General features: G+C 42.9%; 11 protein-coding genes. 7 read left to right on the forward strand and 4 right to left on the reverse strand.

Annotated elements, in window-relative coordinates:
- The first annotated feature begins 4 nt into the window (after positions 1 to 4).
- The 4 genes from BLQ87_RS26360 (at position 5) to BLQ87_RS26375 (ending at position 2,094) form a co-directional block, all read left to right on the forward strand.
- Complete coding sequence (locus BLQ87_RS26360) at positions 5 to 745, forward strand: hypothetical protein (protein WP_143010557.1); 741 nt, start codon at positions 5 to 7, stop codon at positions 743 to 745.
- Positions 746 to 760: 15 nt separating this feature from the next.
- Positions 761 to 1,120, forward strand: a complete 360-nt coding sequence (locus BLQ87_RS26365; RefSeq protein ID WP_074611916.1) for a hypothetical protein — start codon at positions 761 to 763, stop codon at positions 1,118 to 1,120.
- Positions 1,121 to 1,204: 84 nt separating this feature from the next.
- Positions 1,205 to 1,804, forward strand: a complete 600-nt coding sequence (locus BLQ87_RS26370; RefSeq protein WP_074611917.1) for a sigma-70 family RNA polymerase sigma factor — start codon at positions 1,205 to 1,207, stop codon at positions 1,802 to 1,804.
- A gap of 5 nt (positions 1,805 to 1,809) precedes the next feature.
- Complete coding sequence (locus tag BLQ87_RS26375) at positions 1,810 to 2,094, forward strand: hypothetical protein (RefSeq protein ID WP_074611918.1); 285 nt, start codon at positions 1,810 to 1,812, stop codon at positions 2,092 to 2,094.
- Positions 2,095 to 2,148: 54 nt separating this feature from the next.
- Here BLQ87_RS26375 and BLQ87_RS26380 read toward each other — a convergent pair whose 3' ends face one another.
- The 3 genes from BLQ87_RS26380 to BLQ87_RS26390 all read right to left on the reverse strand — a co-directional run bounded on the left by BLQ87_RS26380 (position 2,149) and on the right by BLQ87_RS26390 (position 8,568).
- Positions 2,149 to 3,465, reverse strand: coding sequence for an alpha/beta hydrolase (locus tag BLQ87_RS26380; protein WP_074611919.1), 1,317 nt, complete (start codon positions 3,463 to 3,465; stop codon positions 2,149 to 2,151).
- A 135-nt stretch (positions 3,466 to 3,600) separates the two neighbouring features.
- The gene (locus tag BLQ87_RS26385; protein WP_074611920.1) at positions 3,601 to 5,316 is read right to left on the reverse strand and encodes a RagB/SusD family nutrient uptake outer membrane protein; all 1,716 of its coding nucleotides are present in this window, start codon (positions 5,314 to 5,316) and stop codon (positions 3,601 to 3,603) included.
- Positions 5,317 to 5,334: 18 nt separating this feature from the next.
- Positions 5,335 to 8,568 (reverse strand): SusC/RagA family TonB-linked outer membrane protein, encoded by a 3,234-nt coding sequence (locus BLQ87_RS26390; protein WP_074611921.1) that lies wholly within the window; start codon positions 8,566 to 8,568, stop codon positions 5,335 to 5,337.
- Between the two features lie 586 nt (positions 8,569 to 9,154).
- On the opposite strand from BLQ87_RS26390, the gene BLQ87_RS26400 reads away from it, so the two are divergent.
- Genes BLQ87_RS26400 through BLQ87_RS26410 form a run of 3 tightly spaced genes read left to right on the forward strand, consistent with a single transcriptional unit; the run spans position 9,155 to position 14,505 of the window.
- Positions 9,155 to 11,641: a tetratricopeptide repeat protein gene (locus tag BLQ87_RS26400; protein ID WP_074611923.1), complete on the forward strand. Its 2,487-nt coding sequence runs from the start codon at positions 9,155 to 9,157 to the stop codon at positions 11,639 to 11,641.
- A 1-nt stretch (position 11,642) separates the two neighbouring features.
- Positions 11,643 to 13,424, forward strand: coding sequence for an HSP90 family protein (locus BLQ87_RS26405; protein ID WP_074611924.1), 1,782 nt, complete (start codon positions 11,643 to 11,645; stop codon positions 13,422 to 13,424).
- Between the two features lie 7 nt (positions 13,425 to 13,431).
- Entirely contained in the window at positions 13,432 to 14,505 is a 1,074-nt protein-coding gene (locus BLQ87_RS26410) for a hypothetical protein (RefSeq protein ID WP_074611925.1), read from the forward strand.
- Between the two features lie 89 nt (positions 14,506 to 14,594).
- On the opposite strand, the gene BLQ87_RS26415 is transcribed toward BLQ87_RS26410, so the two are convergent.
- On the reverse strand, positions 14,595 to 15,416 hold the full coding sequence (locus BLQ87_RS26415) for a glutaminyl-peptide cyclotransferase (RefSeq protein ID WP_074611926.1): 822 nt from the start codon (positions 15,414 to 15,416) through the stop codon (positions 14,595 to 14,597).
- Positions 15,417 to 15,457 lie beyond the last annotated feature (41 nt).

Below are 15,457 nucleotides of genomic sequence, written 5' to 3' on the forward strand. Positions count from 1 at the left end.
GTTCATGAAAAAAGATAAGCCCAAATTAACCATTCCCCTGGAATTTAAAATTGCCTGTGCCACCTATCATTTAGCAATACCAGAAGTGCTACAGCTGTTCATAGATCACATTTCCTTTTACGATTCCCTAAGCCATAAGTCCAATGACTGTTATCGCTTTGCCACAAATACCTTGCTAAGTCATCCTCATCCACCCATTGAAGGGATCAGCCCGGCTTTTCAAACCAACAGAGATGCCATTATAAAATATGTAAGGGAGATTGTTCACATGAGTGTAAGGCCGCGAACCGCTGAAATTAAAAGAAGAAAGATGTGCATTCCCATTGTAAAAAAGATTTTCAACCTCATGGAACCCAAAGTAACCACCTCCCGAACCCTGCAGCTTGACGAAGCAAATACCCTTCAACTCGGGATCGATTTTTCCATTATGTGCGAAACCCATAATTGCCAGCCGGAAGTATACCTTCAATATTTTATGGATCAGGTTTCCCTGCCGGAAACACATGCCCGAATTGGATTACATCAGCTATTAGAAAACCATGCCATGGCATTTTTCTGCCAGGCCATTACCAAATCTAATGCCCTCCTTAGCTCCCCTTCCCATAAAGCCTTACAGATCGAATTTATCGACCACATCCAGGAGCTGCACCTCCGCTTATTTATTGTCCGCAGCCTGGAGAAACGACGTCAAAAATATTACGAATTATATGAAAATTATTACCACAAGCTCATTCAGTCCGTTTAAAATAAATCAGAAATTATGATCCTTAACTTAAAAATCAGTCTCCCGGAAGACTTCAGTATGCTGTGCGAACTGTTTCAGGTTGATCCTGAAATGATCATTCAGAAATTCGTCAACAGGGTCTCCTTTCCCTTTTACTACAGCAGGCCAGATGGCAATGAACGCTGGGCTACGCTATTCTTCCTCAATGAGATCGTTGAGGGCAGCCCCCAGATTCAGGCAGAGCTTCCACTTCATGAACCGTTTATGGATGCACTTGCAGAAGTGGTCTTTAAGTACCTGGATGGCGGGAACAAAAATGTAGAAAAAGCAGAGACCGCAGGGAGGAAAATCATGAAGAAATGGCACAAACAGATCTTAGCCGAAAGAAAGAAATAACATCTCCGTCATTCTGTGTTTATCATCTGGATGACGGGAGATGTTATCTCTTTCCGGCCTCAATAATTATACTAGATTTGTACAATGGAGCCTTCAACTCATACCTCAGGAAGGGCAAAAATGATCAGATCCTGGGTAGTCTTATACTTTGACAGTTTATATTCCTGGGCTTTTTATAAAACATCAAGCAAGGAATCTGCAGAGGACCTTGTCCAGGATACTTTTTTAGTCGCCCTAAAGTCTATTGATCAGTTTGAAGGAAAATCGGATCCAAAATCATGGCTATTTGGAATTCTACGGCATAAAGTCATGGATTATCACCGCCAAAAATACAAGAACCCCGGCATCGTGGCACTTGCAGCAATTGAAGGTAGGACTGAGGCTCTTTTCGGCACCTTATTCAATACTCATGAAGAGTGGAATGCAACAGAAAGCCCTCAACCATGGCAGGAAGAGCCCGCTCATCTTTTAGACAATCCTGATTTTAATGAAGCGCTTCAGGATTGCCTGAAAAAATTACCCTTAAACTGGTTTTCTGCAATTCAGTTAAAATTTCTGGAAGAAAAAAAACCAGACCAGGTGTGTCAGGAATTAGGAGTTACGCCGACTAATTACTGGCAAATCATCCATAGGGCAAAGTTACAACTCAGAAAGTGCATACAGATCAACTGGTTTAACGGATAACGAAAATGAAGAAAAAAATTATACACCTGGTCTTACTTTCCTGCGTAAAAGCAACAGAACTGATAGAGAAAAAATCGCTATTTGGTTTATCATGGATAGAAAGACTGCAACTCCGTCTTCATACCAATGTCTGTGATGGCTGTACCATTTATCAGCAGCAAAGCATATTGCTCGACAAAGTTCTTCAAACTCAGTCCATCAATTTTGACGAACTAAGCCTCCTTCCTCAAGTTAAAAATGAGTCCTTAAAACAAAGCATTCTTTTAAGTCTGGATAAAGCATCCGACTAATTTCCATGCTAAAAAATGCGCTGATGCCCCCATCAGATCATCAGCGCATTTGATTTATTTGGCTTTTATCCAGGTGGCAATATCATTCACTAATATTCCTGATACACTGACAGGTATTCCGTATTGTGACATATTTCCCTTTTCTTTTTGGGGGCTCAATAGATGGTTCAGATCAGGATATAGTTTTAGTGTCACATTCTTTTTCTTACCTAAAGCCGTATTCCATATTTGATAATCCTGCGGAGATATCTGAAAATCAAAACCTCCCTGTACAATCATCATCTTTTGTTTGATCAGCTTTTTTGCTGTTCCAACCTGATCATAAAGGTTTAAGTCAATCCAATAAGCTGCCGGCAAGCCCAACAATAAAGAATCAGGTTTAACCAGGCCCAGTTTGGTGATTCTGGTTTTTGCTGTTTCCTTTAAGGCCTCTTCCAACTGTTTCTTTACTGCACCGGTAGTATCTTTCACCTGTGCTGCCGCATCCCTGTTTTGTTCATCAATCAGCTCCGTTAATTTCCTTGCCGGAGCTGCTGCCAGGATCAGGCCATTCAGATCCGGGGCAAGTGTAGCCAACCTTGGCGCGAGCATGCCACCCATGCTGTGTCCGAACAGGTAAATTTTCTTTTTATCTGCTCCCGGAATTGTCCGTGCCAATGCAATCGCTGCGAGTGCATCGTCTGTTACGGCTTCCTTAACAGTGAATACTTTGTTAAATTCACCTGGATAGACCAGCGTTCTTTTCACATAGCGGATACTCGCAATGCCTTTAGTCGCTAAACCGGCAGCAAGATCTTTAAAAGGTTTGTTGGCTCCAACTGTTGCATCCATATCGCTAGCACCGGAACCATGCAGTAAAACAACGATAGGGAAGTTAGAACCTTTAGCCGGAGTAGTTAACATACCCACCAGGCTATGGCCGGCTGTCTTGATATAAATCTCTTTTTCTTTATACGCATTCGTATCCGCATACACTGGTCTCAGATATGATTGCTGGTTAGACCTCTGCCTTGGGAAGAGCCCCACCATTTTCTCGCCTTTATTAAAAACCAACAAAAATCCCTGGGTTTCTTTTTCAAATTTAACATCTACAGAAACTGCAAAAAACTCACCTTCTGCTTTACTTTGCAGGACATCTGTACTCAGTACCTTTCCATAATTTGTCTGCAGACTTTTCCAGATCGTCTCCAGATTTTCAGGTGTAATCTTAGACTGCACACTTTCATCGAAAAAGGACTGTGCTTCAGTGAATTTCTCCTGTTCCATCAGTTTAAAGAAGTCGTCAGAGCGGTTAAACAAGGACAATACCCCTTGCGAAAACCCTGTTATGCTGAGAAACAGGGCAAAAAACAATAAAATAATTTTCTTCATGTAATTGCGGTCGTAATTATAGATTATTATGGTTGCTAATAAACCAAAGTTAGCATTATTTGATTCCCTTTTGGAGATTTCGCTGCAACAAAAAAAGGGTCATAAAGACCCTTTTTTCAATATCACATACTTCATTTAATTGTATCCGGAGTTTTGCTTTAATATCCCCTGACTCCGATCAATCTGATTTTGCGGAATCGGGAAATATTCGTCCCGGTCTTCCATCACAACTGGCTTCAGGTAAGGAAAATATTCTCCTTCAAACTGGAAATAACTATCCAGCGTCTGCTTTGCAATCCCCCAGCGTACGAGGTCATAAAAACGATGTCCTTCCAGAGCGAGTTCCAGTCTGCGTTCCATGCGTACTGCATTCCGTGCATAATCCTGATTCGGGAAGGAAGGATAAGGATTCACCTGATAAACCGCTACATTTACCCCGTTCACTTGTTTCGCCTGCAGCTTTGCAGCTCTGGCACGCACCTGGTTAACCAACATTAAGGCATTCGGCACACTTCCGGCTTCCACTTCACATTCCGCAGCCATCAGGTACACATCCGCCAGACGGATGATATTTACATTCAGCCCTGTCACATTGGTATTTCCAGGACCTGTTCCACTGGAAACCTGCGAAGCATCTATTACATTTTTATAGGCTACAAAAGGGCCTCCGTTAGACGGTTCACGAATCCAGGAATCGCCTTGCATCACTCCCCAGTCATGGAAAGGCACCCCCCTTCTCCCCATGGTATAATCTATACGGGGATCTACCCTAAGCGCTTTATCCACTTCGTAAGTTTTTTTCTCTGCGTCGCTAAGACCGAAATCAGACTTATAAGGGTTAGTTCTGTAATCCTGCGCTACCAGATAAGGCAATCCTGCGGCATCCACTTTAAAAGCGTTGGCCAGATCTATGGAAGGCTGAAAAAATCCGCAACAGGTAATCGGCAAGCCATTACCATAAGGGAAATTCAGAATATCGCCAACATTTCCGTTATCCCCTCCCGTACCATCTGCACCAACCGAGTGCTGTACCGCAAAGACAGACTCCGGTCCATTCTCTTTACTAATGTCAAAATTATTAGTGTAAGGTAAAGTTTCGAGCTGTGGTCTCGCAGCGATTACCGCGTTCAGCAAAGGCAAAGCATCCAAATATTTCTTTTGATACAGATAAACCTTTCCTAAATACGCCTGTGCAACCACCTTGTTGACCCTTGTGACCGGATCTTTTGAAGCTACAGTGCCCAGGTTTTCTACTCCAAATTTCAGGTCATTCACAATAGCCGGATAAATATCAGGCGTATTGTCTACCGCCACTGCCGTTGTTGTTTCGGTAATCAGCGGTACATTTTTAAAAATTCTGGCCAGAAGAAAATAATAGTGTGCGCGTAAAACCCGGGCTTCCGCCTGAATTTCAATGGCCCTTGCTTCCGGGAACTTTTTATCTCCGGCTTGCACTATGTTTAAAAACTTCAAGGTATTATTACAGCGCAGGATTCCTTCAAAGCAGCGAACCCAAACGTTCTCCAGGTTATCATTGGTACTTGTTGGTGCATGCCTTTCCAATAAATTCATATTGGGTTGATCGCCGTTGTCACTCCCTTTGTGTGCATTATCGGAGGTAACCTCACCCAATAACCACTGACTTGGTGCTGCACCATAATTCCCGAAAGTACCGTTCACATTTCCATTCAAAAGAGAATAGGCACCCGTTAGAAATCCATCGACTCCCTCCTGGGTGTCCAACTGTCCACCAATTAATTCTCCCTGGGGATTCTTTTCCAGAAAGGACTTACTGCAACTCATTGCGGTAAGCAGGAATATGCTGAATAATATATAATTAATCTTTTTCATCTTTTCTTATTTTAATCGTTAAAAACCTACACTTAACCCCAATAGAAACTGACGCGGACTTGGGTAAATACCACGATCTACGCCAAGCGCAGAAAACGTTTCCGTTTCCTGACTCACTTCAGGATCCAGTCCCGTATAGTTGGTCAGCGTAAAAAGATTGGTAGCACTCGCATAAATCCTCAGTTTACTAACTCCCCATTTGGCCCCGAAGACCTTTTCTGTGGGCAGTGAATAACCGATCTGTAAGTTTTTCATGCGTAAAAAGCTTCCGTCCTGAACATAATAACTGGACGATGCATACTCCAGATCCGAAGCACGGATGTTTGCCGAAGGAATTTTACTTCCGGTATTTGTTGGACTCCAGGCATCCAGAAGTCTTGTACTTTTGGCGCCGTTGAATGTAGAAAAATCTGTAAAATACCGGGTCGCCTCATACAGGTCGATTCCCTGCACCCCATTGAAAAACATGGAAATATCAAAATTTTGATAAGAAGCATTGAAATTCAGAGAATATAAAAAATCAGGATTGGGATTGCCAATAATCGTCCTGTCGCCCGGATCGATTTTATGATCTCCATTAACATCTCTGAATTTAAACCCTCCAACACGTGCTCCGGTATAAGAAGCGCTTCCGGCAATTTCTGCCGCATTCTGATAAATCCCCAGGATATCGTAGCCGTAGAATGAGCCGAAAGGTTTACCCTCCTGCAGGATGCTGGTTTGCAAAGTCCGGAAGGAGCCATAAGGTTGTTTTGTAATTCCCGGTGCAAGCTTCACAATCTTGTTCACATTTTTCGAAAAGTTAACTCCTATATCAAATTTGAAGGGTTTATCGTCATTCTTTCCATAATGATAAGCCAATGTCAGTTCGATCCCCTTATTACTCATATCGCCCACGTTCACGAAAGGTGAAGCTCCAAGTCCCACTCCTGTTGCAGGCAAAGGAATCGGATAAAGCATATCACTCGTCTTTTTATTGTACCAGTCGAATGAACCGTCAATAGTTGATTTGAAAAGGGTAAAATCAATCCCCACATTGATGGAGCTTAAAGATTCCCATTTAATGGCTGGATTTTCATAGTTGTTTTGCCATACTCCAGGTGTAACATTATTATTTCCATCAAAGCTATAGGCAGAATTGATGATGGAAGACTGGAACCGGTTGGCGTATTGAAACCCAGGAATCCTTTGATTTCCAGTTTCGCCATAGCCCACCCGCAGTTTAAAATCGTCGATCCACTTGGCATTGTCTTTAATAAAACTTTCCTCGGAGAGTCTCCAGGCTACACTTGCAGCAGGAAAATAACCGTATTTGTTTTCCGGTCCGAAGTTAGAAGAGCCGTCGCGGCGAATGGTTACACTGGCCAGGTAACGGTCATTATAAGCATAGTCAGCACGGCCGAACAGGGAGAACAGAGACCCAAGGGTGCCGATGCTCATATTGCTGATATTTTTTGAACCTCCACCAAGGTAATAGTAGTCGGGATCGCCTAAAAGAAAGAATTCATTTCGTCCTGCATCTAAGCGGCGTGTATTAGAGCGAATCGCCTCGGTACCAGCCAATAAGTTCAAACTATGTTTCTCTGCAAAAACCTTACTATAAGTTAAGGTATTGGTCCAGGTCCACTCGGTATTGTATCCCTGGTATTCATTCAGGTTGTTGGAGTTGTTACCTTCTGAAAACTCGAGATTGGGATACCGCATGCTCAGGCCATTAAAGTTTTCGTAACGCATCCCGAAGCTGGTTCTGGCGGTAAGGCCATCCACAATATCCAGCTCAGTAAAGACATTACCAAAGAAGAAATTGCTTTTATTCAGGTTGTCTTTTGCCCGAAAGAGGAAGGCCAGAGGATTCTCAGAATTTCCCAGCTGACTTCCGCGGCTACCGGCAAAATTACCTTTGATGTCATAAACAGGAATAATCGTATTCATACGGTAAGCCCAGCTAATCGCACTCCCTTCATCCTGATACTCCCCTGAAACGTTAGGATTCACTCCAAAACCAAAGCCTTCTGAATAACTGTACTGTATATTTTCTCCGAAACGAAGTCTTTTATTCAGCGCAGAAAAAGTGGTATTTGCCCTGACGTTATAGCGTTTAAAGCCCGTGTAGTCAATTGTTCCTTTTTGGTTCAAATGTCCGAGGGCAAAGCTATAGGTGGCATTTTCCCCGCCACCTGAAGCTGCCAACTGATAATTTTGTACCGGTGCATTTTTTGTAATTTCATCAAACCAGTTGGTTCCCTCCTGGTTGGCTTTTGTAATCTGATAGAATGTTGCCGGGTCACGGCTGTAATTATATTTTGAAGGGTCTGCATCGGCAGCAGTAATTTTCTGTCCGGCGATCTTTCCGGCCACCAGGTATTCCGGAAGTGTTGGCGTAGCGCCATTTCCATAATTATCGCCTGTGGCCGGAGCTTCATTTGCATTTTTATAAGCGGAGAAGAGGTATTCGGCATACTGCATCGGGTTCAGCATTTTTGGGAAGGTACCTTTCCTTGGTCGTTGGGTACCATAATAGGTATCAAAGCTTACTTTCGGCGCACCAAGTGTCCCTTTTTTAGTCGTGATGATCACCACGCCGTTATTGGCCCTAGCTCCATAGATAGAAGCAGAAGAAGCATCTTTTAGCACCTGCATGCTCTCAATATCGTTTTGATTGAACCAACTGAGCTTTCCTTCATAAGGCACTCCATCAATCACATATAAGGGGTCATTGTTATTGATGGTCGTTACCCCGCGGACCCTGATTTGCGGCGTAGATCCCGGAGCACCATCGTTTACGACCTGTACCCCCGGGGCTTTCCCCTGAAGTGCTTCCACCGCACTTGCTGCCGGTTGCGATTTGAGCTGGGTGATGTTAACGACTGCAACGGAGCCTGTCAGGTCTTTTTTCCGCTGACTCGTATAACCGGTCACCACAATCTCACTTAAACTGTTAGCATCCGGCTGGAGCACTACATCAATCGTATTTTGTGCCCCTACGGTAATTTCACGCGTTCCATAGCCTACAAAAGAAATGGAAAGCACGTCACCGGATTTGGCCATGATGGCAAAAATGCCGTTAGGATCGGTTACGGTGCCAACCTTCGTGTTCCTGACTTTTACTGAAGCACCGATAATGGGTAGTTTGTCGTCGCTGCTGGTTACTTTACCAGAGATTTTGACCTGGGCACTGACTCCAAAGTATAGGAATAGACAGGCCAGCAAAAGGAGAGACCTCCTTCTGAGATTTGGGATGATTTTAAACATAAGATATTTGGTTAGGATGATTAATAGTTTCGGTTAGTTTAAACTAGGTCACATAGGCATGGGGGATTAAGGTTAATAACTCGGTTAATTGTAACTCATCTAAAATACAATATAAGCATAGTGTAACTAATACACAAGCACTTATCTATTTTTCAAGAAAATTCAAAAAACAGGCCATTTTATAGCAATGAGGCCCAATTTGTCGCTATTACATCGGGGATGATGTCCGATCCGCAATACAAATACGCCTGCTTCATTACAATAACAACCGTCATATTTACGTTTTTTCTTCATCTGACCCTTTTTCATTCTATTCCATACCTCACTCGATCTGAATGGCTTAGTCTTCTTCCTGCAGATTTAACGCTGATCAAACAGGCTGTTTTCTCTAATATTATCGAACAAGCTTTATTATTATTCTCAAATGGACTAATTGTTGCTCTAGTAAAGCTTTGTAATCCATCAAAAAAAGGAATAAAGAACTTTTATTTTCCAATGTGAAATAATTTATTCAAATTAACCGACGTTGTTTAACAAAAAAAGCGATACAGTATAAACATTGTTTCCTTAATAACCATATAAGATAATGAGCCTTAAAACCACTTACACTACTTTTCAGCAAAACGCACAACATAGCGACCTTCCACTACTTCAGGATCTGCAAAAATTCACAAAAGATGACCTAAAAAACCCGGAAGTCTGGCATCAGGCTTTTGCTTTTCTGGAGCATGGCACAGGGCTTCTTCCTGCCAATAACCAAGAGGTATTTGCGCTTTATGAAATGCTTTTTATGGGAGGTCTTGACTTCAAAGCGAGCGTGTATCTGGATGAAGCCGATTACAACTTCCATTTAGACACCGTAATCAATGTTCTGGAACAACTGGCGATTCATTTTCCCGTTGCTTATTCACAAATTGCTTTTCAATATCGTGAAGCAAGAGGCACACGCAGAGATCCAGAAAAGATGTCCATCTATTTAGATAAGGCCATTGAAAATAAGGTAGAACTTGCAGTAGCAGTAAAGGGATATCTCCTTTATTACGGTGTAATTTTAGAAAAAGACGAAGAGACCGGACTTCATCTGCTCAACAGTTCGGATTCCGTATGGAATAAACTATACCGGGGTTATATTTCTATAAATAAAGGGGAAATGGACGACATCCCTGCTTTAATTGCAGCGCTGAAAGAAACAAACGATCCTTTACTCAAGAAAAACGTATTGCTGTTTGAAGGAAATTATTTAGACCATACCGAGCAGATAGAAGCTGCAAAATCCCTTTATCAGCAGCTTGTTGACACCGATGAAGCAGATTTCGCGATGTTCAGACTGGGATCGATCATTTTCTCTCAATCGGAAGAACCAGTTGCGCAGGAAGCAGCTTTTGAATTGTGGAAAAGCGCTTTTGAGCGTGGAACAATAGAAGCAGCCAACCACTTAGGCTACCATTCCCTTCCTACTGATGTAGATACTGGTTCCGTAACGCAGGCCATTTATTGGTTTGAACTCGGGAATTTATACCATAGCCATTTTTCCGCTTATCGCCTGGCACTACTATACCTATATGCGCCATCGGTTCTTGACGCGAAAAAAGGTATGTATTACCTGGATCAAGCCATTAAAAACGGATCTTTAGACGCCATGATCGAAAAGGCCGAAATCCTGATTGAAGGCGCACTTGCGGAAAAAAACGAACAGGAAGCAGGAGAACTGCTAAAAAAAGCAGCAGAAAAGAAATTGCCTTACGCTTTTAACAGGCTAGGTTACCTCTATGAGAACGGCATTGTCATCGCCGATACTCCTGACCTTGCCACAGCCCTTTCCCATTATGAACAGGCGGCAGCACTAAATTTCCCAACCGCAATAAATAACGCCGCCCGCTTCTACCGTTATGGTATTCTCGGAGAACCACATCAGAAAAAAGCACAAGAGTATTTTGAAAAAGGAGTAGCCCTGAATTCTACCTACTCCATGACTGAGCTTGCCTTCATGTATGAAGATGGCACTATCGAAGAGAGCTACCAAAAAGCATTCGATCTGTTTAACCAGGCTGCCGGTTTGGACTACCCTTTTGCCATTCATACCGCAGGAACTTACCTGGAGAACGGTTACCACAACCAAAATCCTGATCCCGAAGCGGCTTTCCCTTATTACCTGAAAGGTGCGGAACTGAATTATGCCAATTGCCAGTTTGAAGTTGGCCGTTGCTACCGCTTTGGTACCGGAATCGCAGAAAACCCGGACAAAGCGCTCGAGTATTACCTGCAGGCAGCAGAAGGCGGCAATGCAAAAGCAATGGTAGAACTTGGTTTATGTTACGAGCATGAATATGGGGTTGAATTTGATGCACAGAAGGCTTTCGACTATATGCAGCAGGCAGCAGATCTGGGTTATTATTATGGTGCCTACAAACTAGGTTACTACTACATGCATGGTTTAATAGAAAAAGATACAGAGAAAGCCCTTCAATGGCTTGAAAAAGCTGCTGAAGCAGGATATCCTCATGCCATGATCGAAATCGGCGATTATTATATGTATGATTACGATCAGATTGATCAGGCCGACAAAGCTTTTGGTTATTATCAGAAAGCACTGGAGGGGGAAATTGTTCACGAAGGACTGGGCTTATGTTATGAATACGGAATTGGCGTAGAGGCCAACAACTCGGAAGCATTTAAATATTATGAGATGGCGGCGAACAACAATTATGTTGTTGCGATGTACCATACCGGACGTTGCTACCTCAATGGCCTTGGCGTAAAAGAAAACCATGAAGAAGCCTTCCGCTGGTTCAATGAAGCCGCACAGAGTGACAATACTTCCGCACAATACTACGCAGGGTCCTTATTGCTGAACGGCAAAGGAGTAACCATGAACAAGGAACAGGGCATTGAATGGCTCAACAAAGCCGCAGCAGAAGAGCATGCTACCGCACAATTTGACCTCGGCAATTGCTACCTCATGGGAGATGGCGTAGAAGAAAGTGAAGACACCGCCATGTACTGGTTTGAAAAAGCAGCAGACAATGGCCATGAAAGAGCAATGAAATTAACAGGTAGAAAAAAAGGAAAATAACATGGATGAAAATCAGCAATACTTGTTTCAGGTAAACCTAAAAGGGATGATCTCCCTCCTATCTGAACATTTGTATAGCAATCCGAACACGTTCGTAAGAGAGCTTCTTCAGAATGGTGTCGATGCCATTACTGCTTTAAGGACAATGGATGAGCACCATGAAGGTTGCATCAGAATTCACCTGCCGGATAGCAAGCGGGCTGAACTGATCTTTGAAGACAATGGCATCGGGCTTAAAGAAGATGAGATTCATAAATTTCTGGCCGTTATCGGTGAGAGCTCCAAACGCGAGGCCTTTGAAGCCAATGACTATATCGGGAAATTTGGCATTGGTCTGTTGTCCTGTTTTGTGGTGAGCAATGAGATCATTGTAGAATCCAGATCAGCACTTAGCGAGACTGCGGTAAGGTGGACCGGAAAATCTGATGGCACCTACCACATTACCCCCATCGAAGAGGAACGTCCCATCGGATCAAAGGTGATCCTTTATCCGAAAGATGAATTTAAATACCTGTTTAAGGCCGATGTGTTTCGCAAGAACCTCGAATATTACGGAGAGGCATTGCCCATGCCCATTTACCTTCATTACGAAGAAACCGTCCATTGGATAAATGAAGCAGGTGCACTTTGGCTGGAATCAACCACCACTAAAGAAGAACTGCTAGCCATTGGAAGGAAAGCCTTTAATACCGGATTTTTAGATGCGTTCCCGATTTCAACATCCAGCGGTGGCGTTAAAGGAGTTGCTTATATCCTGCCTTATAAAACACAATTTAGTGGAAAACAAACCCATAAACTATTTTTAAAGCGGATGTTTCTGAGCGATGACGATTGCAGGTTACTCCCAAAATGGGCGTTTTTTATCCGTTGTATCCTCAATGCAGAGGGACTGGATGCCATCGCTTCCAGGGAGGCACTGGTTTACAATGACGCTTTAAAAGGGGCGAAAAAAGAAATCGGAAACACCATTAAGGCTTACCTGAAATCCATCGGCCTGATTGACCACAACATCTATCAGAAGCTGATCAGCACCCACTACCTCCACCTGAAAGCAATTGCAGCGGAGGATAATGAGCTCTTACAGGTTTTTATCGACGACCTTCCATTTGAAACAAACAAAGGCATCCGGACCTTTAGAAACATCAGGGAACTGGAGCCCACCATTTTCTACACCCCAAACATTGATGATTTCAAACAGGTGCGCCGGATTGCCGGTGCTCAGGGAACCCTGATCATCAATGCGGCTTACACTTTTGAAGAGGAGTTGCTGAAAAAAATTCAACGCCTGGACAGCAGCCTCAGGATCGAACAGATCTCTCCGGGCAGCTTATTAAACAGCTTTCATGCCATTGACACTTCCCTGGACCCTGCCCTGGCTGATTTTGAAATCCGTGCAGCTGAAGTATTAAAAAAATTAAACTGTACCTGTAGCCTGAAACAGTTTAGCCCTGAAGATACCCCGGCGATATATGTCGCCCCTCAGGACGAGATCAATGTAAAACAAGCGGTCTCCCCGAGCAACCCGCTCACAGCGACACTCAGCGCTTTTGCACCAAAAAAGAAAGCCGTACAACCAGTACTGTGTTTCAATGCAGACAATAAACTGGTCAAAAGTATGATTGGAATCAAAGACCCATATGTCTTTCCTTCCATTGTTCACATCTTATACGTGCAATCCCTGTTACTGGGAAAGTATCCTGTAAGTGATACAGAAATGAATTTATTTAACGAGGCACTCCATAGCCTGATCATTATGGGAATGGAGCATTTTATTAACATTTAATTACACCATGAGGTATACATTAGAAGTACAGAAATTATTAAACCGTGCAAACCAGGAAAATATTCATCCAAAGGATGCAGGAAAACTATTGGTCCAGGCGATCCAGATTGCCGATGCGAACGAAGATGTGGAGTTGGGATACGAATTGCGGTCGGACTTAATGGATAAAGAATGGGGTCTGTCTGACAGAACAGAATTCGTAAGCCTTTTCAGCTGGATGTTAAATGCCTATGATGCCGACCCTGAAAACTACGAGATAGAAGACCTGCTTTGGAAATACAAATGGATCATTAATGAGTTGTATTCCAATCCAGATGTTCCATTGGAGCAAATCGAGCTCGTTCTTGAGGATTATAAGCGCAGGTTGGAAGAGAAAGGCCTGGGCATTCGTTCTTATTATTCCAAACAGCTAAACGAAGCCTTGTATCAGCAGGACGCGGCTAAAAGCACGACCTTTCTTGATCTGGTCAATGCAGTGCCCAGAGATGAATTGAGCGACTGTAACGCTTGTGAGATGGATACAGAGGTGACTTACCTGATCAATGAAGGTGATTTTGGCAATGCTTACACCAAAGCCCTTCCCCTGCTTCAAAAACAGTTTACCTGTGCCCATGTACCGGTGATTACTTTCTGTCAGCTTTGCTACATGGCCATCAGGAACAACGAATTTGAAAAGGCGGCAGAATTGTTCCATCAGGCAGAAGAAGGTTTGCAGGAAGTGGAAGACGACAGCTCACTGATCACTTCCATTGGTGCACTGATCGTTTATTTGTTCCATACCGATAAAGATAAAGGCTGGCATTATATCGAGAAATACCTGCCATGGGCCGACTCGACAAAAACAAGCCGCAGGTTCTTCTTCTCCCTGAATATGGCGGAAGCCTTAAAACAGGAAGATCAGGAGAAAGAGGTAACTATAGAATTACCGCATGAGCATCCGCTATACACGACATCAAATACTTATAAAGTAAAGGATTTATACGACCACTATTACCAGGAGGCTCAACGATATGCTGTTGAGTTCGATGAACGTAACAGGAACTCAAACTTTTCCCTTCAAATAGAAAAAGCGCTTAGTTAAGCGCTTTTTCTATTTATTTCTTCAGGATCTCCAACTCATCAAGAATACCATAGACAATGTTCAAACGAGCATTGTCTATGGTATTCTTGTTATTTATTAAGTTCAATCTGGTAAATATTGGCCCATAGTTTCCCTGTAACGTATATTTTATCTGCATCAGGGTCATAAGCAATCCCATTCATTTCTAAAGCGCCAGGATTGTTACTTTTCTCCGTGACGGCTAAAGCATTAAAATCCAGTTTACCGACCACTTTAGCAGTAGCCGGATCAATTTTAACGATATCATTGGTGCCCCAGACATTGGCATAAATAAAACCCTTAATAAATTCCAGTTCATTCAATTGAGCTAAAGGCTGCCCGTTTTCAGTCACTGAAATTGTCTTAACCGGCGACAAGCTTTCAGGATCAAGAAACGTTAATTTATCGGTACCATCACTCATGATTAAGGAAACACTATCCGTTGTTAGCCCCCAACCTTCGGCATTGGCGTACTTAAATTCCCTAAGTTTTTTAAAGGTAGTTGCATCATAGATGAATCCAAGCTGATTTTTATAGCTGAGCTGATAGAGCTTATTTTTCAGGATTACAATACCCTCTCCAAAGTATTTTGACCTGTCCAGTTCTACCTTGACATCAAGCTTACCTGTTTTTAGGTCCTGAATACCGATGAGAGAACGCGTACTGGTCATGTCAAGTGGAGAACCTGTACTTTCAAACAGTTTTCCCTGATGAAATAAAAATCCCTCGATAAACAGCGTTGTATCATGAGGAAAATTATTCGTCACATAATAACTGAGTACAAGAGTCGAAAGCGATGCAGCTGCAATCGTTGTTTTCTCTACATGATGGCTGTTCCGGCAGCTTTGCAAAGCCAGCAACAGGAGAACCGGGTAAATAATTTTTCTTTTCATATCGTTTAAAAGAAAATGTATTCGTATTAAAATTACAAACC

Source organism: Pedobacter steynii (genome assembly GCF_900103665.1).
In the GTDB taxonomy this organism is placed as follows: domain Bacteria; phylum Bacteroidota; class Bacteroidia; order Sphingobacteriales; family Sphingobacteriaceae; genus Pedobacter; species Pedobacter steynii.